Source organism: Sphingopyxis sp. 113P3, assembly GCF_001278035.1.
In the GTDB taxonomy this organism is placed as follows: domain Bacteria; phylum Pseudomonadota; class Alphaproteobacteria; order Sphingomonadales; family Sphingomonadaceae; genus Sphingopyxis.
On the sequence record NZ_CP009452.1, the window covers coordinates 3414017 to 3433191 of the forward strand.

General features: G+C 66.1%; 17 protein-coding genes. 12 read left to right on the forward strand and 5 right to left on the reverse strand.

The features are described from left to right. The first annotated feature begins 13 nt into the window (after window positions 1-13). From LH20_RS16500 to LH20_RS16525, 6 genes are all read left to right on the forward strand, one after another. On the forward strand, window positions 14-457 hold the full coding sequence (locus tag LH20_RS16500) for an HPr kinase/phosphorylase (protein ID WP_053556336.1): 444 nt from the start codon (window positions 14-16) through the stop codon (window positions 455-457). Next, window positions 454-1392 (forward strand): RNase adapter RapZ, encoded by a 939-nt coding sequence (rapZ, locus tag LH20_RS16505; RefSeq protein ID WP_053555177.1) that lies wholly within the window; start codon window positions 454-456, stop codon window positions 1390-1392. The genes LH20_RS16500 and rapZ overlap by 4 nt, the downstream gene beginning before the upstream one ends. A gap of 14 nt (window positions 1393-1406) precedes the next feature. Next, on the forward strand, window positions 1407-1835 hold the full coding sequence (locus LH20_RS16510; protein ID WP_053555178.1) for a PTS sugar transporter subunit IIA: 429 nt from the start codon (window positions 1407-1409) through the stop codon (window positions 1833-1835). Continuing rightward, a complete protein-coding gene (locus tag LH20_RS16515; protein WP_053555179.1) occupies window positions 1832-2110 on the forward strand; it encodes an HPr family phosphocarrier protein in 279 nt (92 codons plus the stop codon). Before LH20_RS16510 ends, LH20_RS16515 begins: the two co-directional genes overlap by 4 nt. Window positions 2111-2113: 3 nt before the next feature. After that, window positions 2114-2932, forward strand: coding sequence for a TrmH family RNA methyltransferase (locus LH20_RS16520; RefSeq protein ID WP_053555180.1), 819 nt, complete (start codon window positions 2114-2116; stop codon window positions 2930-2932). 61 nt (window positions 2933-2993) lie between these two features. Next, window positions 2994-3719, forward strand: a complete 726-nt coding sequence (locus LH20_RS16525; RefSeq protein WP_235527004.1) for an META domain-containing protein — start codon at window positions 2994-2996, stop codon at window positions 3717-3719. Window positions 3720-3726: 7 nt separating this feature from the next. Here LH20_RS16525 and LH20_RS16530 read toward each other — a convergent pair whose 3' ends face one another. Further along, complete coding sequence (locus LH20_RS16530; protein WP_053556337.1) at window positions 3727-5079, reverse strand: DNA recombination protein RmuC; 1353 nt, start codon at window positions 5077-5079, stop codon at window positions 3727-3729. A 196-nt stretch (window positions 5080-5275) separates the two neighbouring features. On the opposite strand from LH20_RS16530, the gene LH20_RS16535 reads away from it, so the two are divergent. From LH20_RS16535 to LH20_RS16555, 5 genes are all read left to right on the forward strand, one after another. Then, entirely contained in the window at window positions 5276-7480 is a 2205-nt protein-coding gene (locus LH20_RS16535) for a TonB-dependent receptor (protein ID WP_200905388.1), read from the forward strand. A gap of 3 nt (window positions 7481-7483) precedes the next feature. Continuing rightward, window positions 7484-8578 (forward strand): PepSY-associated TM helix domain-containing protein, encoded by a 1095-nt coding sequence (locus LH20_RS16540; protein WP_053556338.1) that lies wholly within the window; start codon window positions 7484-7486, stop codon window positions 8576-8578. Between the two features lie 399 nt (window positions 8579-8977). Beyond that, window positions 8978-11146, forward strand: a complete 2169-nt coding sequence (locus LH20_RS16545; RefSeq protein WP_053555183.1) for a primosomal protein N' — start codon at window positions 8978-8980, stop codon at window positions 11144-11146. A 70-nt stretch (window positions 11147-11216) separates the two neighbouring features. After that, window positions 11217-12797, forward strand: coding sequence for a tetratricopeptide repeat protein (locus tag LH20_RS16550; protein ID WP_144423598.1), 1581 nt, complete (start codon window positions 11217-11219; stop codon window positions 12795-12797). A 55-nt stretch (window positions 12798-12852) separates the two neighbouring features. Then, complete coding sequence (locus tag LH20_RS16555; RefSeq protein WP_053555185.1) at window positions 12853-14451, forward strand: alpha/beta hydrolase-fold protein; 1599 nt, start codon at window positions 12853-12855, stop codon at window positions 14449-14451. Window positions 14452-14565: 114 nt separating this feature from the next. Here the strand turns inward: LH20_RS16555 and LH20_RS16560 are convergent, their stop codons facing one another. Genes LH20_RS16560 through LH20_RS16570 form a run of 3 tightly spaced genes read right to left on the reverse strand, consistent with a single transcriptional unit; the run spans window position 14566 to window position 16822 of the window. Next, complete coding sequence (locus tag LH20_RS16560; RefSeq protein ID WP_053555186.1) at window positions 14566-15324, reverse strand: isocitrate lyase/PEP mutase family protein; 759 nt, start codon at window positions 15322-15324, stop codon at window positions 14566-14568. Then, the gene (ada, locus tag LH20_RS16565; RefSeq protein WP_053555187.1) at window positions 15321-16355 is read right to left on the reverse strand and encodes a bifunctional DNA-binding transcriptional regulator/O6-methylguanine-DNA methyltransferase Ada; all 1035 of its coding nucleotides are present in this window, start codon (window positions 16353-16355) and stop codon (window positions 15321-15323) included. The genes LH20_RS16560 and ada overlap by 4 nt, the downstream gene beginning before the upstream one ends. Then, window positions 16352-16822, reverse strand: a complete 471-nt coding sequence (locus tag LH20_RS16570; RefSeq protein WP_053555188.1) for a DUF1203 domain-containing protein — start codon at window positions 16820-16822, stop codon at window positions 16352-16354. Before LH20_RS16570 ends, ada begins: the two co-directional genes overlap by 4 nt. Before the next feature lie 102 nt (window positions 16823-16924). On the opposite strand from LH20_RS16570, the gene LH20_RS16575 reads away from it, so the two are divergent. Next, window positions 16925-18475 (forward strand): S1C family serine protease, encoded by a 1551-nt coding sequence (locus tag LH20_RS16575; RefSeq protein WP_053555189.1) that lies wholly within the window; start codon window positions 16925-16927, stop codon window positions 18473-18475. Between the two features lie 9 nt (window positions 18476-18484). On the opposite strand, the gene LH20_RS16580 is transcribed toward LH20_RS16575, so the two are convergent. Further along, complete coding sequence (locus LH20_RS16580; RefSeq protein WP_053555190.1) at window positions 18485-19162, reverse strand: dienelactone hydrolase family protein; 678 nt, start codon at window positions 19160-19162, stop codon at window positions 18485-18487. Between the last annotated feature and the right edge of the window lie 13 nt (window positions 19163-19175).

A 19175-nucleotide genomic window follows, 5' to 3' on the forward strand; every position in this document is an offset into this window, starting at 1 on the left:
TAAGCCTCGCTGCATGCTTTCGAGCCGGACCGCCCCTGTCATCACCAATATCCACGCAAGCTGCGTTGCGGCTGGCAGCCGGGGAATTCTGCTGCTCGGCCCCTCAGGGCGCGGCAAGTCCGATCTCGCGCTGCGGCTGATCGATCGCGGAGCGCGGCTGGTCGCCGACGACCGCTGCGACGTCTGGTTCGACCGCGGCCGGCTCTGGTGCCGCCCGCCTGCCGAACTCGCCGGCAAGATGGAAGTGCGCGGCCTCGGCATCGTCGAGCAGCCCTGGACAGCGCCGGTGCCGCTGGCGCTCGCGGTGCGGCTCGCCGAACGCTATGAACGCATGCCCGCGGCTAACGAGATCGAGACTGTGGCGGGCAATCCTCTGCCCGCGGTGACGCTCTCGGCCTTTGAAGCTTCGGCACCGGTCAAGGTCCTCCTCGCGCTCGACCGGCTGGAGGCGGCATGACCGGTACCGTTCCTGCCGCCGAGCCGCGCCTCCTTCTCGTTACCGGCCTGTCGGGCGCAGGCAAGTCGACCGTTCTCAGGGTGCTTGAGGATCTGGGGTGGGAGGTTGTCGACAATCTGCCGCTGTCGCTGCTCGAGCCGTTGATCGAAGCTCCCGTCAAACCCAGCGAGGCAGCGCGGCCGATCGCGGTTGGTATCGACAGCCGGAGCCGCGGCTTCAAGCCTGCGCGACTCGTCAAACGGATCAAGGAATTGCGCGAGGCGGGCGGGCGCGACATCCAGACGCTGTTTCTCGACTGCGCCGGCGCCGAACTCGAACGCCGCTTCTCCGAGACGCGGCGCCGCCATCCGCTCGCCGAAGACCGTCCCGCTGCCGACGGCATCGCGCGCGAGCGCGAGATGATGGAATCCCTCCGCCGCTGGGCCGAGCATGTCGTCGACACGACCAATTACAGCAGCAATGATCTGCAGCAGGAAATCCGCCAGCGCTTCGCCGATACAGGCGGCGACGAGCCGTCGCTGACCGTGATGAGCTTCGGTTTCGCCCGCGGACTTCCGCGCAATGCCGACCTAGTGTTCGACATGCGCTATCTGCGCAATCCGCACTGGGATCCGAAGTTGCGGCCCGGCACCGGTCTCGATGCCGACGTCTCCGCCTATGTCGCTGCCGACCCCGCCTATGAGACCACGGTTGCCCAGATCGAGACCTTGTTGCTCACCTTGCTGCCGCGCTATCGTGCCGAAGGGAAAAGCTATGTCACGATTGCTTTTGGCTGCACCGGCGGGCGGCACCGGTCCGTGCATGTCGCCGAGCGCGTCGCCGGGACGCTGCGCGCTGCCGGCCACGCTCCAAATCTCCTCCATCGCAACCTTGACTCGGCCCCGCAAGATGGGCTTGAGGGCAAGCCCCCGCCCGCGTCCGGCGGTAAAGCATAAGGGTCCCCGACTGCATGCCCAGCGATAAAGCATTGCCGCTCATCGGAATGGTTCTCGTCACGCACGGCCGCCTCGCCGAAGAGATGGTCACCGCGATGGAGCATGTCGTCGGTCCGCAGCGCGCTGTGGCGACCGTGTGCATCGGCCCCAACGACAATATGGAGATGCGCCGCCAGGAGATTGCCGAGGCGATCCGCGCGGTCGACGGCGGCCGCGGCGTCATCATGCTGACCGACCTGTTCGGCGGCACCCCGTCCAACCTCGCGATCAGTCTGCTCGAGGCCGGACGGACCGAAGTGATCGCGGGTGTCAACCTGCCGATGTTGATCCGGCTCGAGAGTGCGCGCAAGACAATGGATCTGCGCCCTGCGGTCATCGCGGCGCGCGAGGCCGGACAGAAATATATATCGGTCGCGTCGGAAATGCTGGGAGTGGGCCTTTGAGCGAATTGTCGGAGACCGTCGAAATCACCAATCAGCGCGGTCTTCATGCGCGCGCCAGCGCCAAATTCGTCACCTTCGTCAGCCGCTTGCCCGAAAGCGTGACCGTGGAGGTCGAAAAGGGCGGCAACCGCGTCAACGGCACCTCGATCATGGGGCTCATGATGCTGGGCGCGGCAAAAGGCGATTCCATCACCATCCACACGAAAGGGGATGGCGCCGACGCGGCGCTGCTCAAGCTCGTCGGGCTGGTCAAGGACAGCTTCGGCGAGGATTGACCCATGGCGACCGGTCGCCGTTCCCGGATCGAAAGCCTTTCGAACCCGCTCGTCAAGCGGATGCGGCTGCTGCGCGAGAAGCGCCACCGCCGCGCTGAGGGACTGTTCCTCGCCGAAGGGCTGCGCATTGCGACCGAGGCGCGCGAGGCGGGGGTGCTGCCGCAGTGGCTGTTCCTTGCGGACGAGGGCGCGGGGGGGCATCCGCTCGCCAAAGCGCTTGTCGAGGCCACCTTGGAAGGCGGCGGAGAGGTGATCGACACGACGCCGGCCATTCTCTCCAAATTGTCGGGCAAGGACAATCCGCAGACGGTCGTGGGCATTTACGCGGAGCCGAAAACGCACCTCGCCGATCTTGACCGGGCCGCAGCGCCGATCTGGCTCGTTGCTGAACGGCTGCGGGATCCGGGTAATCTCGGCACGATGCTGCGCACCGGCGATGCGGTCGGCGCCGGCGGGCTGATCCTGCTCGACGAATCGACCGATCCTTATGCGGTCGAGGCGGTGCGCGCGAGCATGGGGGCGATCTTCACCCAGCGGCTCGTGCAGACGCACTGGGACGAATTTCTCGCCTGGCTGCGCGCGGGTCCCGGCGAACTGGTCGCGACATGGCTGGGCGAGGACACCAAGGATTATCAGGCGGTGCGCTATGCAGAACCGACCTTCATCCTGATCGGCAATGAGTCCCAGGGGCTGCCCGAAGCTTATGCTGCCGCGGCCGACGTGCGCGTGAAGATGCCGATGATGGGCAAGGCCGACAGCCTCAACGCCGCGGTCGCAGGCGCGGTGATGGCCTATGAGGTTCTGAACCAGCGGCGACGATGACATTCAGGATTGGGACATTCGGCGCCTTCCAGGAACCTCGCTCGGCTGAAGCTGTTTCAGGGTGACGAAAAAGAAAGGCCGTTCGATGATACGTTTCCTGTCCCTGCTCGCCCTGCCCCTCGGGCTCGCGGCATGCACCGCGATTCCGCCCCAGTCGCCGGGCGCCCGGCCCGAGGCCTATATGGCGCTCGGCACCGAGCCCGGATGGACGCTCGAGATCACGCCGGGCCTCCTCAACTATACCGGCGACTATGGCGACACCAGGATATTGGAGCCGAATCCCGGCGCACGGCCGAGCTTCAATGGCGAACGCTATGCCGGCAAGCGCCTCGCGGTCGACATCACCCATGTCGAATGCAGCGACGGAATGAGCGACCGCCGCTACCGCGACACGGTAACAGTCACCGCCGACGCGAAGACGGTAAAAGGCTGCGGCGGCGGCATCCTTGCGCCCGAGACGCTCGCGGGAACCAACTGGTCCTTCGTCTCGATCGGCGGAGTTTCCGTGGCGGGCGACCGGGTGGCCACGCTCGCCTTCGAGGAGACGAAGCTCAGCGGCAGCGCGGGCTGCAACCGCTTTTCAGGAAGCTATACGAGCGACGGCACGACGCTGCGCGCCGGTCCGCTGATGGCGACCAAGATGGCCTGTCCCGGCGCAGCGATGACGCAGGAGAGCAGCTTCCTTGCGCTGCTGGCAGGACCGGTGCGGCTCGAGTTTCCCTCCGACGGGACGCTGATCCTGACCGGCACCGATGGACAGAGTGCGGTGCTCAAGCGGGCGATTTGACGAAGCTCTACTCGCCGTCGTTGACCGCGCTCGGTGCTGCCGAAAGCTTGGCGAGCGGCCGCGCCGCCTGTTCGGCGACGGGCAGCGCCGCAATCTCCTTGCCGCCGGTTTCGATATCGAGCGCCTCGAAGCGCTTTGCCTGTGTGAGTACCTGCGATTCGAAGCTGCCGACGAAGGCATTATAAGCGCCCGTCGCCTGATCGAGATTCTTGCCGACGCGCGCGATATGGGCGCCCATTGTTGCCATCCGCGCGTAAAGCTCCTTGCCGAGCGCCGCGATCTCGCGCGCCTGTCCCGCGAGCTTTTCCTGCCGCCATACCGCTGCCACGGTGCGCGCAATCGCGATGAGGTTGGTCGGCGTTGCGAGCAGGACCTTGCGCTCGAACGCATAGTCCCAGAGGTCGGCATCATGGTCGAGCGCCGCGGCAAGGAAATGCTCGCCGGGTACGAACATCACCACATAATCGGGGGTGTCGTCGAACTGGTTCCAATAGGCCTTGGCACCCAGCGTGTTGACATGCGCCTTCATCGCGGCGGCATGGGCGGCAAGATGCGCCGCCTTTTCGCTCTCGTCGACCGCGCCGAACGCATCCTGATACGCGTTGAGCGATACCTTCGCGTCGATGACAAGGCTCTGCCCGCCGGGCACCTTGACCACGACATCGGGACGCAGCCGGCCGCCATCGCCGCCGGTCACGCTGACCTCGGTCTGGAAATCGGCATGTTCGGACAGGCCGCAGCTTTCGAGCACATTGCGCAGCTGCTGCTCGCCCCAGCGCCCGCGCGCCTTGGGAGCGTTACGCAGCGCGTTGACGAGCTTCGCCGCCTCGCTCGATACGCGTTCAGTGCCCTCGCGCATCGCCGCGATCTGCCCCTGAAGCAAACCAAAGGCATCGCGCCGGTCTGCCTCGACCTTGTTCACGGTCTCCTCATAGCGCGCAAGCCGCTCGTGAACCGGCTGGAGCAGCGACTTCAGCGTCTGGCCCGCGCTTTCCTCGCTCTGCCGGAAGCGCTGGTCAGCGCGTTCGAGAAACGCCTTTTGGGCCTCGCTTAGCATCACCTGCCCGACTTCGCGAAACTGCGCGGTCAGCGCCGCTTGCGCATCCTTGAGCTGGGCGATCTGCGCCTCATGTGCAGCATCGCGTGCCTTCTGCTCAGCGAGAAGCGCCGAAAGCTGGATGTCTGCAGCCTTGCGCGCCTCGGCCTCTGCCGCAAGGTCGGTGACCGCGGCCTTGAAGCGCTCGGCAAGTCCGTCACGCTCGGCCTTGAGCCCTCCCGACTGGCGCGCCGCGAAGAGCCATCCAATGAGTGTGCCGACCGCGAGAGCGACGAGGGAAGCGAGCAGCGAGACAAGGGTCATGCGAAGGAACATAGAATGAACGCCGTGGGCTTGGCTAGGATTAATTGGAAAAAGCCAGGGCAGCGACCTTCGCGCCTATCGCCCCTTGGCCTCAAGACGCAGGGGCGAGCGCCGCTGCGATGCACCCCGCGCCCACGCGAAAACTCTTGCATATGCAAATCGCTCGCATTAGCGGCCACGCGGACAGGAGATGATAATGAATCGCAAATTGGCCCTTGCGGCGCTCGCGTGCACCGCGCTGTCCTCCCCCGCCTATGCGCAGGAGGGCGCGGCTGCTGTAGCGGGCAGCGACGCAGACAGCATCGTCGTTACCGCGGCGCGCTCGATCCTGCCGGCCAATGCGCTCCCGCTCACCGTCGATGTCATCGACAAGGAGGCGCTCGACCAGCAGATCGCCATCTCGGGGTCGGTTACCGATGCGGTCGCGACGCTGGTCCCCAGCTTTTCCCCGACCCGGCAGAAATTGTCGGGCGCGGGCGAGACGCTGCGCGGGCGCTCGCCGCTCTATGCGATCAACGGCATCCCGCAGTCGACCCCGCTGCGCGACGGGAGCCGCGACGGCTTTACGATCGACGGCTTCTTTATCGACCGGGTCGAGGTCATCTTCGGGTCGAATGCGCTGCAGGGAATCGGCGGGACCGGCGGCATCGTCAATCAGGTCACCGTCGGCGCCCCGACCGAGGAAGGCGTATCGGGCCGCGCCCTCCTGCAGGGAACGGCGGACAATGAGTTTTCGGATGCCGGCATGGGCGGCAAGATTGCCGGCCTCGTCCAGTACAAGGCGGGTCGCTTCGACGCCTCGGCCGGCGCGGCTTACGAACTGCGCGGGCTGTTTCGCGACGGCGAAGGCCGTCCGGTCGGCATCAACCTGACGCAGGGCGAGACGATGGATTCAAAAGCGCTCTCGCTCTTCGGGCGCTTCGGTTATGCCGTGACCGATACGATGCGGCTCGATCTCATTGCGAGCCGTTTCGAGCTCGAAGGCGACGGCGATTACGCTCCTGTTGCAGGCAACAAGCTTGGCGGACTGCCGACGAGCGCGCAGCCCGGCGTCCCGCCCGGCATCCCGGCGACCAATCGCACCGAAAGCGTCGCGCTGTCACTGACAGATACCGACCTTGCAGGGGGCAATTTCGTCAGCCAGATCTTCTGGAATCGCAGCCGCGACACCTTTGGCGGAGAGCCCGAGCCGATCGCGAGTTTTCAGGACCCCTCGATCGCGCCGGTCGGCACACTTTTCGACCAGTCGCAGAACCGCAGCCGCAAGATTGGCGGCAAGCTGAGCTACGAGCGCGCGGTGCCGGGCCTTGAGGCGCTGACGCTGATCGCGGGTTTCGACGCCCTGTGGGACACGACCGAGCAAAGACTGATCGCGACTGGCCGCACCTGGGTTCCGCCGAGCGAATTTCGAAGCTTTGCGCCCTTCGGTCAGGCCAATCTCAAGCTGCTGGACGGCGCGCTGCGGCTCGCCGGCGGGGCGCGCTATGAGAATGTGAAGATCAAGATCGGCGATTATCACACGCTCGCCGCCAACACCTTTGTCGCCTGCCCGGCGCCGCCTGCGGTGCCGAGCGGACCGTGCGGTCTTCCGACCTATGGCGGCGTGGATGTCGCGGGCGGCAGCCCGAGCTTTGACGACGTACTGCTCAACGGCGGCGTCATCGTCGAGCCGCTCGCGGGCATCCGCGCGTACGCGAGCTACGCCGAGGGCTATACGGTCCCCGACATCGGCCGCATCACCCGGGCGGTGAAGGTCGACGGGGTCGATATCGACAATTATCTCGACATTGCGCCGATCGTTTCGAACAATCGCGAGATCGGGGTCGAGGTGAAGCGCGGGCCGCTCGACGCCAGCGCGACCTATTTCTGGTCGACCAGCACCAAGGGGCAGCTGCTGATCGCCCGGCCCGACGGCATTTTCGACGTCGTTCGCCAGCGCGTCGAGATCGAGGGGCTTGAGCTCAACCTTGCGGTCAAGCTGCCGATCGACGGGCTCACCGTCTCGGGAGGCTATGCCCATATCCAGGGCCGCTTCGATGAGGATCAGGACGGCGCAGTCGATACCGACCTCGACGGCGCGAACATCTCGCCCGACCGGCTGAACCTCGCCGCAGCCTATGCGAAGGGGCCGCTGTCGGCGCGTGTCCAGACCCAATTCTATCTCTCGCGCAGCTTTGGAGGACCAAAGCGCGACCCGCGCAATGACTTCGAGGGCTATACGCTCACCGACGCCTTCGTTCGCTATCAGACGCGTTTCGGCGGCATCAGCCTCGCGGTGCAGAATCTGTTCGACAAGCAATATATCAGCTACGCGAGCGATACCCAGCGCCCCACCGACAATTTCTTCAATTTTGCAGGGCGCGGGCGCACCTTCACCCTCGGTTGGGATACCCGCTTCTAGATGATGAAGCTGCTCGACACGCTGCACCGCTGGACAGGGGGGCTGATTGGCCTCGTGCTGGCGCTGCTCGGCCTGTCGGGCACAATCCTGCTTCACAAGGATGCGTGGATCGGTGTCGCGCATGCTGGCGATCCGCTGCGCAGCGACCTTGCCAGCGTTACCGCGGCGACCGAGGCGATCATGGCGCTGCCCGGGGCGCCGCAGGGCATTATCTATGCCCGCGACGGTTTCGGGCTCCACCAGGGGCGCTTCAGCTTCGGCGAAGGCGCAGGTTTCTACGCCGATCAGTCGGGCGAGGTCATCGCGCGATGGGCGAGCCAGTGGGAGCGGCCCGAACTGTGGATTTTCGATTTCCATCACCATCTCTTCGCGGGCGACAGAGGCGAATGGGTGATCGGAACGGCTGGTCTGTGCGGTCTCTTCTTCGTGGTCTCGGGGCTGATCCTCTGGTGGCGCACGCGCAAGACCTTCCGCTTTCGGCTGTGGCCCAAGCGGATGAGCCGCGCAGCGATCGTCACCCACCACCGCGACCTCGGCGCTGTCTTCGCGCCGCTCCTCCTGCTCTCGATCATCACCGGCACGATGATGATCTTCCGCCCCTTCGCGATGGCGATGGTCGCGCCCTTCGGCTCCGTCGCCGAAACGGTAAAATCGATGGAGGTGCCCCAATATGAAAGCGGGCCGCTCGCCGCGAAGCCCGATTATGCTTCGATGCTTGCAGAGGCGCAGCGGCGCTTTCCGAGCGCCGAGTTTCGCATCCTCAGCCTGCCCCGCAAGGCGGGCGAACCGATCAGCCTGCGGATGCGGCAGCCTGCCGAATGGCTGCCCAACGGACGCACGACCTTGTGGTTTGACGCGGCGACCGGCCAGGTCCTCGGAGCCCGCGACGCGCTGGCCATGGCGCCCGGCGCGCAAGCATTCAACAAGGCCTATCCGCTCCACGCCGGCAAGGTTGGCGGACTTTTCTGGCGGCTGGTGCTCACAGTCTCGGGCCTCTCGCTGACGATGCTTGGCAGCTTCGCGGTCTGGAGCTTCTGGTTCAGGCGGCCGAAACCCGCGAAGCGGATGGTGGAAACGGCGGCGCTCGCGTCGACATAGCGGCCTTGGGCTGTGAGGCCGCCAACTATCCCTGGGAGTTCAAGCGCCGAGCGGCTGCAAGGCCGCTGTAAAATTTTCGGCGCCCAGCCGCGAGCGGGACGACGGGCCTGGCCTCGATAGCTGCCATCCGGCTTGGTCGCGTAAGCCAGACGATGAGCGGCAGGCTCAGGGAATCCGGCAAAGGACGCCAGCCCGCACAGCCCCTTCGCCACCCTTCCAGGTGCTCCGACAGCAAGAAGGGCAAAATCCGTCAAAACCGCGAACATAGGACAATATCCGAAATTTTCTCGCGCGGGCGTCGCAGCGTTTGGGCCGGTCAGGTCTCGACCCGTGCAACCTCTCGCCGTTTCCCCTCACGGCTTTCCTATTTTCCCCGCGGGCCTATATCCTCCCCAGCCCATGACCCGCGCCCGCGTTCTCCTTCTCACCGCCGCCCTCGGGCCGCTTGACTATCGCGTCCCCGAAGGGAGCGATGTGCCGCTCGGCAGCGTCGTCGTCGCGCCGCTCGGGCCGCGGCGGATGGGAGGCGTGGTCTGGGAAGATGAAAGCTTCGGCGCGCCCGAACCGGTCGGCGACAATCGTCTGCGCAACCTCTACGAGATTGTGTCCGTCCCCCCGGTGCCCGCGCCCCTGCGGCGGCTCGTTGAATGGACGAGCGACTATTATCTCGCCCCGCCCGGGTCGGTCCTGCGCATGGTCTTGCCCGGCGCCGCCTTTGCCGACGCGCGGCGCCCGATCGTCGAGTATCGCGCGACCGGCGAGCTGCCTGCGCGCATGACGCCGCAGCGCACTGTTGCGCTCGAAAAGATCGGCACGCGGCAAGGGCTCGTGCGCGAACTCGCAGCGCTTGCCGACGTCAGCGAGGCCGTGATCCGCGGGCTGGTACAGGCGGGCGCGCTCGAAGCGGTTAGCGTGTCAGCCGACGCGCCCTATCCCGAGCCCGACCCCGGCTTTGGGCCGCCCGACCTTTCCGCCGAACAGGCCGCGGCTGCGGGCCAGCTTCGCGACGCCGTGGCCGCTGCGGCCTTCGAGACCCTGCTTCTCGATGGGGTCACCGGGTCTGGCAAGACCGAGGTCTATATGGAAGCGATCGCCGCCGCGGTCGAAGCGGGCAAGCAGGCGCTCGTCCTTCTCCCCGAGATTGCCCTGACCGAGCCGATGCTGACGCGATTTGCCGCGCGATTCGGCTGCGAGCCTGTCGCCTGGCACTCCGGACTGCGCTCGACCGAACGCCGCCGCGCGTGGCACGCCATATCTCGCGGCGAGGCGAAAATCGTGGTCGGGGCCCGCTCGGCACTCTTCCTTCCCTACGCCCGCCTCGGCCTGATCGTCGTCGACGAGGCGCATGAGACGAGCTTCAAGCAGGAGGATGGCGTTCATTATCATGCGCGCGACGTCGCCGTGATGCGCGGACATTTTGAGGCGCTGCCGGTGATCCTTGCGAGCGCCACCCCCGCGCTCGAGAGCCTCGCGCAGGTCGAGGCGGGGCGCTATCGCCACATCATCCTGCCCGCGCGCTACGGCGGCGCGACGCTGCCCGACCTTGCGGCCATCGACATGCGGCAAGACCCGCCCGACCGCGGCAACTGGCTCGCTCCGCCGCTCGTCGAGGCTCTCGCCGACCGGCTCCACAAGGGCGAACAAAGCCTCCTGTTTCTCAATCGCCGCGGCTTTGCGCCGCTCACACTTTGCCGGACCTGCGGGCACCGCATCCAGTGCCCGAACTGCACCGCCTGGATGGTCGAGCATCGCCTCGTTCACCGCCTCGCCTGCCACCACTGCGGACATGTGATGCCGCCCCCGCGGCTGTGTCCCGAGTGTGAGGACGAGGACAGTCTGGTCGCCTGCGGCCCCGGGGTCGAGCGCGTCGCCGACGAGGTGGCGCTGCGCTTTCCCGAGGCGCGCACCGCGATCGTCACGTCGGACACGCTCTGGTCGCCCGCCAAGGCTGCAGAGTTTGTGGCCAATGTCGAGGGCGGACTGGTCGACATCATCATCGGCACGCAGCTTGTCACCAAGGGCTATCATTTCCCCAATCTGACGCTCGTCGGGGTGGTCGATGCCGACCTGGGGCTCGACGGCGGCGACCTTCGCGCCTCCGAGCGAACCTTTCAGCAGATCGCGCAGGTCGCGGGGCGCGCTGGGCGCGGGGTCAAGCCCGGCGAGGTGCTGATCCAGACCCGCGTGCCCGACGCGCCCGTCATGGCAGCGCTCGTCGCCAACGATCGCGAAGGTTTCTATGCCGCCGAGGCAGCCTCCCGCCGGCAGGCAGGAGCGCCGCCCTATGGCCGTTTTGCTGCGCTCGTCATCTCTTCGGAAGATATCGATGTCGCGCGCGGCGTCGCGCAGCGTCTCGGGCAGAAAGCGCCGGTCGCCGACGGTCTCGCCATCTATGGCCCAGCCCCCGCCCCGCTCGCCATGCTCCGCGGGCGCCACCGCTTCCGCCTCCTGCTCCACGCCCCGCGCAGCTTCGACCTGCAAGGGGCGATCCGCGACTGGGTAGCGCGCATCGACTGGCCCGCAAAGGCGCGGCTGGCAATCGACGTCGACCCTTACAGCTTCGTTTGAACCCAAGGGCTTGAAGGCGCCGAGGCGCCCGCTATGCTGGGCCTTTGAGAAACCATAAGGGGTAAAAAGGGTGACGGGGACAGCGTGGATGCGGGGAGCTGCGCGGCTTCTCGGCGCGGTGGCGGCGATGCTGGCGATGCTTGCGAGCCCGGCGACGCGAGCAGAATGGTGGGAAGCGACGACCTCCCACTTTGTCGTCTACTCAGAAAGCAGTCAGCGCGATGCCGAGAAGTTCGCGGTTCTGCTCGAACGCTTCGACAATGCGCTGCGCACCCTCCAGGGCATGCCGGTTCCCGGCCCCGAAATCGGCGTGGCAAACCGGGTGAAGGTGTACCGAACCGGTGACACCGACAATATTGCGGTCTTTGCCCGGGCGCCAGGATCGGGCATCGCTGGCTTCTATATCCCGCGCGCAGGCAATCCGGTTGCCTTCGTCCCCGCCCGCGAACGCATCGCGACGAGCAAGGGTATCGAACAGGGACCCCGCCTCGACATCAAGACGGTGCTGCTCCACGAATATACGCACCATTTCATGCTCTCGAATTTCAGCACCGCCTATCCGCAGTGGTACACGGAGGGCGTCGCCGAACTCTACAGCACGATCCGCTTCATGGACGACGGCAGCTTTCACGTCGGCGACGTCCCGCAGGCTCGCGGCGCCGCGCTCGACTATCTGCCCGACGTCCCGCTCACCCGTCTGTTCGACACCAAGGCGACGCTGAGCGGCATGCAGCAGTACCAGTCCTACACCTTCGGCTGGCTCCTCTCGCACTATCTGAACTTTGCGCCCGAGCGGAAGGGACAGCTTGTCGCTTATCTCAAGGCGCTCAACGGCGGCGAGGACAGCCTGACTGCCGCGAAGCGCATCTTCGGCGACCTTGAGGCGCTGCAAAAAGAGGTGCGCCGTTACAAGCGCGGCCCCTTCCTCGGCTATGATGTGAAGCCAGGCGATTACGTCGAACCCAAGGTGGCGATCCGCCGGCTGACCTCGGCCGAAGAAGCACTGATCCGTCATCATATGCGCTCGCAGCGCGGGGTCGACCGCAAGGAAGCGCGCGACGTCGCGGGCGACATGGGGGGCAAGGACGCGCTCTATTCCGACAGTCTGCCGGCGCAGCTCTGGGTCGGCGAGGCGCAGATCGACGCGCGCAACTGGGACGCTGCCGAGGCAGCGGCAGACCGGGCGCTCAAGATCGACCCTGAATCGTCGGCCGCTCATCTCCTCAAGGCCGAGGTCTTCATGGGCAGAGGCAAGACCGACAAGAAGGCTTATGCCGAGGCGCGGCCCTATTACATCAAGGCACGTCACCTTGACCAACTCGATCCGCGCCCGGCGATCGGCTATTTTATGTCGTTCCGCCAAGCCGGAGAGCCGATCCCCGCACCGGCCATCACGGCGCTCGAACAAGTCTATCCGGAGGCATCTTTCGATCCGCAATATCGCCTGCTCATGACCCGCCAACTCCTCGACGACGGTAAGGGCGACCTCGCGCGCACGGTCATCGCGCCGATCGCCTTTCGGGGTCATGAAGGTGAAAAAGAGAATTTGCCGCTCGAAGTGGTGAAGGCCATCGACGACGGAAAGCTCGATGACGCGCGGGCCAAGATGGCCCAGATCTTCAAGAAAGCGGAAGACGAGGACGAAAAGTAGGGCTCGCCTGGCAGACCAAGCTTTACAGCGCTCGCGCGGCGGTTAGACCTCGGGCATGATCCGCTTTGTCTCGCGCCGCGCGCTTTCGCTCCTTGCCCCCGTCATCGCCCTGACACTTGCCGCGCCGGGTCCTGCGCAAGCCGACCCTGCCCCCCTTGCGGTGCCTGTCGTGACAGCGTGGGATCTCGGCAGCGATGCAGGCGGCCGGCTGCTCGTCTTTGCGCAGCGGATCGAGCCCGGTGCCAAGCCGCAGGAAAAGGTCGATACCTCGCCTTTCGATCCGACTGGCACCGCGGTCGCCGCGCTCGAGGTCCGGCGACTGGCCCCTGGTGCGGCCGCCCTCGTCGGCACCGAAGTCGACGCCTTTCCCACCGCCTGGTCGAAGCTTCCGCCTGGAACCTACCGGTTGCAGGCGGTGCTAGACCGCAACCACGACTATAATTACGCGGGGCGCGGTCCCGGCGACCTTGTCTCGGCCGTGGTCGAGACGGCGCTTCCAGGCCCAGTTCCGGTGCTGACGCTTGTCACCGAAATCCCCGAGCGCGATTTTGCCGCACGGCTCGCATCATTGCCGCCCGAAACGCGCGCCGAGGTCGAGGTCGGATTGAAGAGCGTCGAGGCTCTCGACATTCCCTCGAAGCTGATGACCGATTTTTCGGGCCGTGCGACGTCGATCAAGGGCTGGGTTGCCCTTCCCCCCGGCTATGGGGAGGGACAGGCGCGCTATCCCACCGCCTATTCGGATGGCGGCTTCGGTAGCACCCTCGACAGCGCGAAAATGAACGCCGCGGGCGTCGCGGCGGCGATGGCGAAGGGTGAGATGCCCCCGATGATCTGGGTCATCCTCGACCATCATATTGCAACCGGCACGCATGAGTTCGCCGATTCTGCAAACAACGGCCCGTGGGGCGCCGCGCTGACGAGCGAGGCGATTCCTGCGCTCGAGGCGAAATACCGGATGGACGCGCGCGCGTCTGGCCGGTTCCTCAATGGCCATAGCTCGGGCGGCTGGTCGACGCTCTGGCTGCAGGTCGCCTATCCCCAGGTCTTCGGCGGCACCTGGCCGACCGCGCCTGACGCCAGCGACATCCACGACTTTACCAACATCGACATCTACGCCGCGAATGCCAACGCCTATGTCGGCGCTAAGGGCAAGGATTTTCCCCTGATCCGCGACAAGGGCAAGGTGATCGCGACGCTCAAGCAGTTTGCCCAGCTCGAAGCCGTGCTCGGCGCGTACGGCGGCCAGTTCGCAAGCTTTGACTGGGTTTTCTCGCCGCGCTGCCCCGACGGACGCCCCTGCCCGCTGTTCGACCGCGCGACCGGCGTGATCGATCCTGCCGTCGCGGCTTATTGGCGCGAGAATTATGACATCGCGCATATCGTCGAACGCGATTGGGCGCAGCTCCAGCCCGACCTCGACGGGAAAATCCACCTGATCGTGGGCGACGCCGACACCTTCTATCTCGACGGCCCCGCCCGCCGCCTCAAGGCCGTGCTCGACCGGCTCGGCGCGAAATCATCGTTCCGCTTCGTCCCAGGCCGCACCCATTTCGACCTCTATACCGAGGGCGAGGACCGGATGGCGCTTTTGAAGACTATCGCGAAGGAAATGTATGCAGTGGCACGGCCTGCGGGGGCAAGAGCGAATTGACCCCGACAGGTTCGTATGGAACTTGCCAACATTCCCTTCACCGTTTCGGAGAATGAAAAGGGGCCCTTCGCCACGCTCAGAGCAAGCGGCGTTTGCGGCGCGCACACGCCATGATCAATAATCCGGCTCGCCGCCGCCCAGTACCATTTCCGCCTGCCCGGCCAGCCATGTCATTGCCGCCGCCCAGGGCTGATGCCCGTGGCTGATCCGCGCAACGCCGAGCCCGGCAAGTTCCTTGTGCGTCGGGCCGGCCTTGCTGCGCAGGATGTTCACCGGAAGCGGTGAGCCTTCGCAGATCGCGCCGATGCACTTCGCATCGGCGAGGAAGGGGACGAATAGACCGCTCGCCCCGGCATCGGCATAGGCGCGTGCGCGCTCGAGCGTCGCGGCAATCAGCGCCTCCCCCTCCTTCGCCGCATCAGCCCCGCGGAACATGTCGCAGCGCGCATTGACGAACAGACCGGTATCGGCCGCCGCCCGGTAGCGCGCGGCCGCCTCGCCGAGCGGGAGCAGCTCGTTCGTGCCAGGCAGCCGGTCTTCCATGTTGATCCCCGCCGCGCCCGCAGCGCGCGCACGGCCGATCGAGACGCCGACCGCGGCCGGGTCGGCGCCGTAGCCCGACTCCATGTCGATGGTGACGGGCAGGTCGGTAACCGACAATATGCGCGCGAGATTCTCGAACACATCCTCGATCGGGAAGTCCTCCCCGTCCGCGCGCCCCTGCGCGCCCGCGACGCCAAAGCTGCCGGTCGCAATGGCTTTCGCGCCCGCGGCCGCAACCGCCTTTGCGCTTCCCGCGTCCCAGATGTTGACAAGAATCAGCGGGTCGCCGGGCACGTGCAGCGCGCGGAATTGAGCAATGCTGTCGGTCATTTCACTTCCCTTCTCAAAAGCTCTTCCTTGATTTCGAGCCCATAGGCGTAGCCGCCTAGCGACCCATCGCTGCGCACGACGCGGTGACAGGGGATGAGCACTGCAACATTGTTCGCGCCATTGGCGCTCCCCGCCGCGCGCACGGCACCGGGCTTGCCGACCGCCGCGGCGATCTCGGCATAGCTGCGCGTCTCGCCCGCCGGGATCTTCCGAAGCTCGCGCCATACCGCTTCCTGAAAGGCGGTGCCCTTTACGTCGATGGGGATATGATCGAAGCCTTGCGCGGGGGTTTCGACCGCATCGACGACTTCTTTCAGTAGCGCCTCGAATTCAGCGCCCCCCTCGACCAGCGTTGCCGCGGGAAAGCGGTGCTCGAGCGCGTCGCGCCCCTCGGCGAACGACAGGCGGCACACACCCTTGTCGGTTGCAGCAACGAGCATGTCGCCAAGGCTCGTCGGCACGACCGCCCAATGGATCGTCGTGTCCTTGCCGCCGTTCACCCAGGCCGATGCCGTCATTCCCATCCGTCCTTCCATCTGTCCGTAAAAGCGCGACGGACCCGAAAAGCCCGCGTCATAGATGGCGTCGGTCACCCGAGCCGTGTCGCTGAGCGCCGCGCGTGCGCGCTCCTCGCGCAGCGCCCGGGCGTAGGCCGCGGGCGACAGGCCTGTCTGGCGGGTAAAGACACGCTGGAAATGCGTCGCCGAATAGCCGGTGCGCTGCGCAAGATCGGCGAGCGCAAGCGGCTCCTCGCTGTCCTTGATCGCTTCGATCGCTGCGAGCACAGCTGCCTCGTCCCGCCCGACATCGTCGGGCAGGCAGCGCTTGCAGGGGCGAAGCCCCGCGCCGCGCGCGCTGGCGCCGTCGGCGAAGAACCGGACATTTGCCCGCAAGGGCTGACGCGCGCCGCAGCTTGGCCGGCAATAGATGCCGGTGGTGAGGACCCCGACGATGAAGCGCCCGTCATAGGCCTTGTCCCGGCGCCGCATGGCGGCCCAGCACTCGTCCTCGGTCATCGCGGCGAAGCTCATGGCTCGTCCCTTTCGATCCGCGCGGCGAAGCAGCCATAGGCGGCGTTATGCGCATCGATATAGGCGGTGGCGGGGTCGGCGAACAGGACGCGGATTGCGTCATCGGCATCGCCCGGCGGGGCGAGCCGCGCTGTCCGCAGCATCCCCTCGCGGTCGAAGGCGCGGAGCGAAAGCGTTCGGCCTTCGAAGACCGGCGGCGGCGCATCGCGCCAGCGCGTCGCCGCCGCACCCTGCCGCACATAAATGGCATAGGCGCTGCGATAGGGCGTTGCGACATCGTGGTGGACATGGTGGAGCAGAAGCAGCGCCTCGCCCGCACGGGCATCCTCGAGGCTGACCCGGCAGGGAAAGCCTCGATCGCTGTCCGCGATGACCCGGCGCGCGCCGCGTGCCGCAAGGTCGGCGCCATTCATGGCGAACAGCGGTGCAAAGCGTTCAGGGGCGAGACCGGTAATGATGTAGGTCATGGCATTCTCCTCTCGTTGTGCTGGTGCCTGTCTGCCATGATGGACCGTCTCCGCGCGTCCCGATGCTTGCGTTCAAAGCGCGCGTCTCTAATCTGCCCCGCCATGACCCGCCTCATCGCGCTCTTCCTCGCCCTTTTCGCCCTCACCCTGCCGGCGCGTGCTGCCGACGACATCAGCGCGGTTTCGCGCAGCGTCGTACGCGTCGTCACCGTGGCTATGGTTGACGGAGAGGTGGTCGGCTTTGGTCATGGGAGCGGCATCGCCATCACCCCGACGCGGATCCTGACCAATGCGCATGTCGTCGAATCGGCCGCCAAATATCCCCAGAATGTCGCGCTCGGCATCGTCCCGTCGGAGGGGCAAAAAAGCTATGCCGGCAAGCTCATCGCCATCGATACCAAACGCGACCTCGCGCTGATCCAGATGACCGAGGGGCGCGTGCCCTCGGCTGCGATCTACACCGGCCCGCTCGATTCGGGCACCGACGTCGTCGCCCTGGGTTATCCTGGCAATGTCGACCTTGCGACCGCGCGCAGCGCCGCCGACTATATAACACCCCGCACCCCGGTGCGCAGCGAGGGGAATCTGTCGAATACCCAGAGCGTCGACGGCATCGCAACGCTCGTCCACACGGCGAAAATCTCGCGCGGCAATTCAGGCGGACCGCTTGTCGACCAGTGCGGCCGCGTCGTGGGCATCAACACCTTCATCACCCGGGCCGACGACGGCGATTCGCCCTTCGCTTTTGCGATATCGGTGCGCGAGATCGCGCGCTTCCTCGCCGACGCGCAGCAGGATTATGCGAGCGTGGGCACCTCCTGTCTTTCGTTGGCCGAAGCCTCCGAGCGCGATCGCGCCGCCATGGAAGCGGAGGCCCGCGCAGCGGCGGAAGCCAATGCCGCGAAGGCGGCGGCAGCCCAGCTTGAGCGCCAACTCCGCCTGCAGCGTGCGAACGAAGACGCGCTCGCCGCGCGCGAAAATCGTATCGCCCTTGCCGGCGTACTATTCGTCCTCGGCGCGCTCGGCGCGGGCGCCGGGCTGCTCCTGTACAGCCAGCAGAAACGGCGCGAGGCAAAGATTGCGGGCGGCGGCGGCGCAGCGCTGATCGTCCTTGCGGCAATCCTGTTCGTAACCCGCCCTGACGCCCACGCGGATATTCCGGACGATCGAGCGGCAGACGAGACGCTAACGGCTGCAGCGCCCGCGCTCGCGGAGGGCAGTTTTCTCTGCACGATCGAACCCAACCGCAGCCGGATCACCGTGTCATCGACCGACGACGTGCCGGTCAGGCTCGGCGAGAGCGGCTGCGTCAACGAGCGGACCCAATATACCCAAGGTGCCGACGGGCGCTGGCAGCGCATCCTCGTCCCGAATGAAGAAGCGACGGTCACCATCGCCTCGATCGACACCGCCGGGCAGGACTATCGCGTCGAGCGCTATCTGCTCGACGCCGAAACCATGGCCAAGGCACGCGAAATTCGCTCGGGTGCGACGATCAAGGGCTGCACCGCCGACCCGGACGCGCTCGCCGCCTTCGCCACCCAGCAGGAAGCGATCAAGAGTACGCTGCCCCCGACCCCGAACGAGCGGCTGGTCTATGGCTGCCAGAGACTTGCTGGACCCGCGGCCAAGCAGGCAGCGGCCGGAAAATAGCTCGCGTCTCTAACCTCCGCACGCCTTGAACAGCATGAGCGTGCGCTCGCGCGCCAGCTCTGCGCTCGGCTCGTGATAATCCTTGCGGCGGTCGCTGTTGAAGCCGTGCCCTGCTTCATAGACGAAAACCTGCGCGGTCGGGTGGTCCCTTGCGATCAGGGCCTCGACCCCCTCCATGGGGATTCCTGCATCGTACCGGCCGAAATGCGCGATCGCTGCACATCGCGGCGCCTCGCTGGCAAATTGCGTCGGCACGAGGCTGCCATAATAGGCCGATGCGGCAGCGAGGTCGGGGCTGATCTGTGCCATCCTCCACGCGACCGACCCGCCATAGCAATAGCCGGTGATGAAGACCGGGCCTTTCCCTTTGAGCGCGTCGATGCAGCTTTGGGCATCCTTCAGGCTCTGCTCGAAGGGATGAAGCTGACGCGCAAGTTCCACCGCTCTTTCAAACTGCGGCCCCGAATAGTCGCTTTCGAACCCCGGATGCTCGCGGTCGAAGAGCGCGGGGGAGAGGACCTCATAGCCGTCGGCGGCATATTCGTCGCACAGCTCGCGAATATGGTCGGTGACCCCGAAGATTTCCTGGATCAGCACCAGGCCTGCGCGGCGGTCGCCTTCGGGCCGGGCGTGATAGACGGCAATATCCGCCCCATCGTCCATCGTCATGCGGATAGTCTCGCCCATCACTCTTTCCTCT

What these genes read in the sequence shown, in the direction of transcription:
- LH20_RS16500 (WP_053556336.1), top strand. Translation starts at nt 14, where the DNA reads ATGCTTTCGAGCCGGACCGCCCCTGTCATCACCAATATCCACGCAAGC.
- rapZ (WP_053555177.1), top strand. Translation starts at nt 454, where the DNA reads ATGACCGGTACCGTTCCTGCCGCCGAGCCGCGCCTCCTTCTCGTTACC.
- LH20_RS16510 (WP_053555178.1), top strand. Translation starts at nt 1,407, where the DNA reads ATGCCCAGCGATAAAGCATTGCCGCTCATCGGAATGGTTCTCGTCACG.
- LH20_RS16520 (WP_053555180.1), top strand. Translation starts at nt 2,114, where the DNA reads ATGGCGACCGGTCGCCGTTCCCGGATCGAAAGCCTTTCGAACCCGCTC.
- LH20_RS16530 (WP_053556337.1), bottom strand. Translation starts at nt 5,079, where the DNA reads ATGACCCTTGTCTCGCTGCTCGCTTCCCTCGTCGCTCTCGCGGTCGGC.
- LH20_RS16535 (WP_200905388.1), top strand. Translation starts at nt 5,276, where the DNA reads ATGAATCGCAAATTGGCCCTTGCGGCGCTCGCGTGCACCGCGCTGTCC.
- LH20_RS16540 (WP_053556338.1), top strand. Translation starts at nt 7,484, where the DNA reads ATGAAGCTGCTCGACACGCTGCACCGCTGGACAGGGGGGCTGATTGGC.
- LH20_RS16545 (WP_053555183.1), top strand. Translation starts at nt 8,978, where the DNA reads ATGACCCGCGCCCGCGTTCTCCTTCTCACCGCCGCCCTCGGGCCGCTT.
- LH20_RS16555 (WP_053555185.1), top strand. Translation starts at nt 12,853, where the DNA reads ATGATCCGCTTTGTCTCGCGCCGCGCGCTTTCGCTCCTTGCCCCCGTC.
- LH20_RS16560 (WP_053555186.1), bottom strand. Translation starts at nt 15,324, where the DNA reads ATGACCGACAGCATTGCTCAATTCCGCGCGCTGCACGTGCCCGGCGAC.
- ada (WP_053555187.1), bottom strand. Translation starts at nt 16,355, where the DNA reads ATGAGCTTCGCCGCGATGACCGAGGACGAGTGCTGGGCCGCCATGCGG.
- LH20_RS16570 (WP_053555188.1), bottom strand. Translation starts at nt 16,822, where the DNA reads ATGACCTACATCATTACCGGTCTCGCCCCTGAACGCTTTGCACCGCTG.
- LH20_RS16575 (WP_053555189.1), top strand. Translation starts at nt 16,925, where the DNA reads ATGACCCGCCTCATCGCGCTCTTCCTCGCCCTTTTCGCCCTCACCCTG.
- LH20_RS16580 (WP_053555190.1), bottom strand. Translation starts at nt 19,162, where the DNA reads ATGGGCGAGACTATCCGCATGACGATGGACGATGGGGCGGATATTGCC.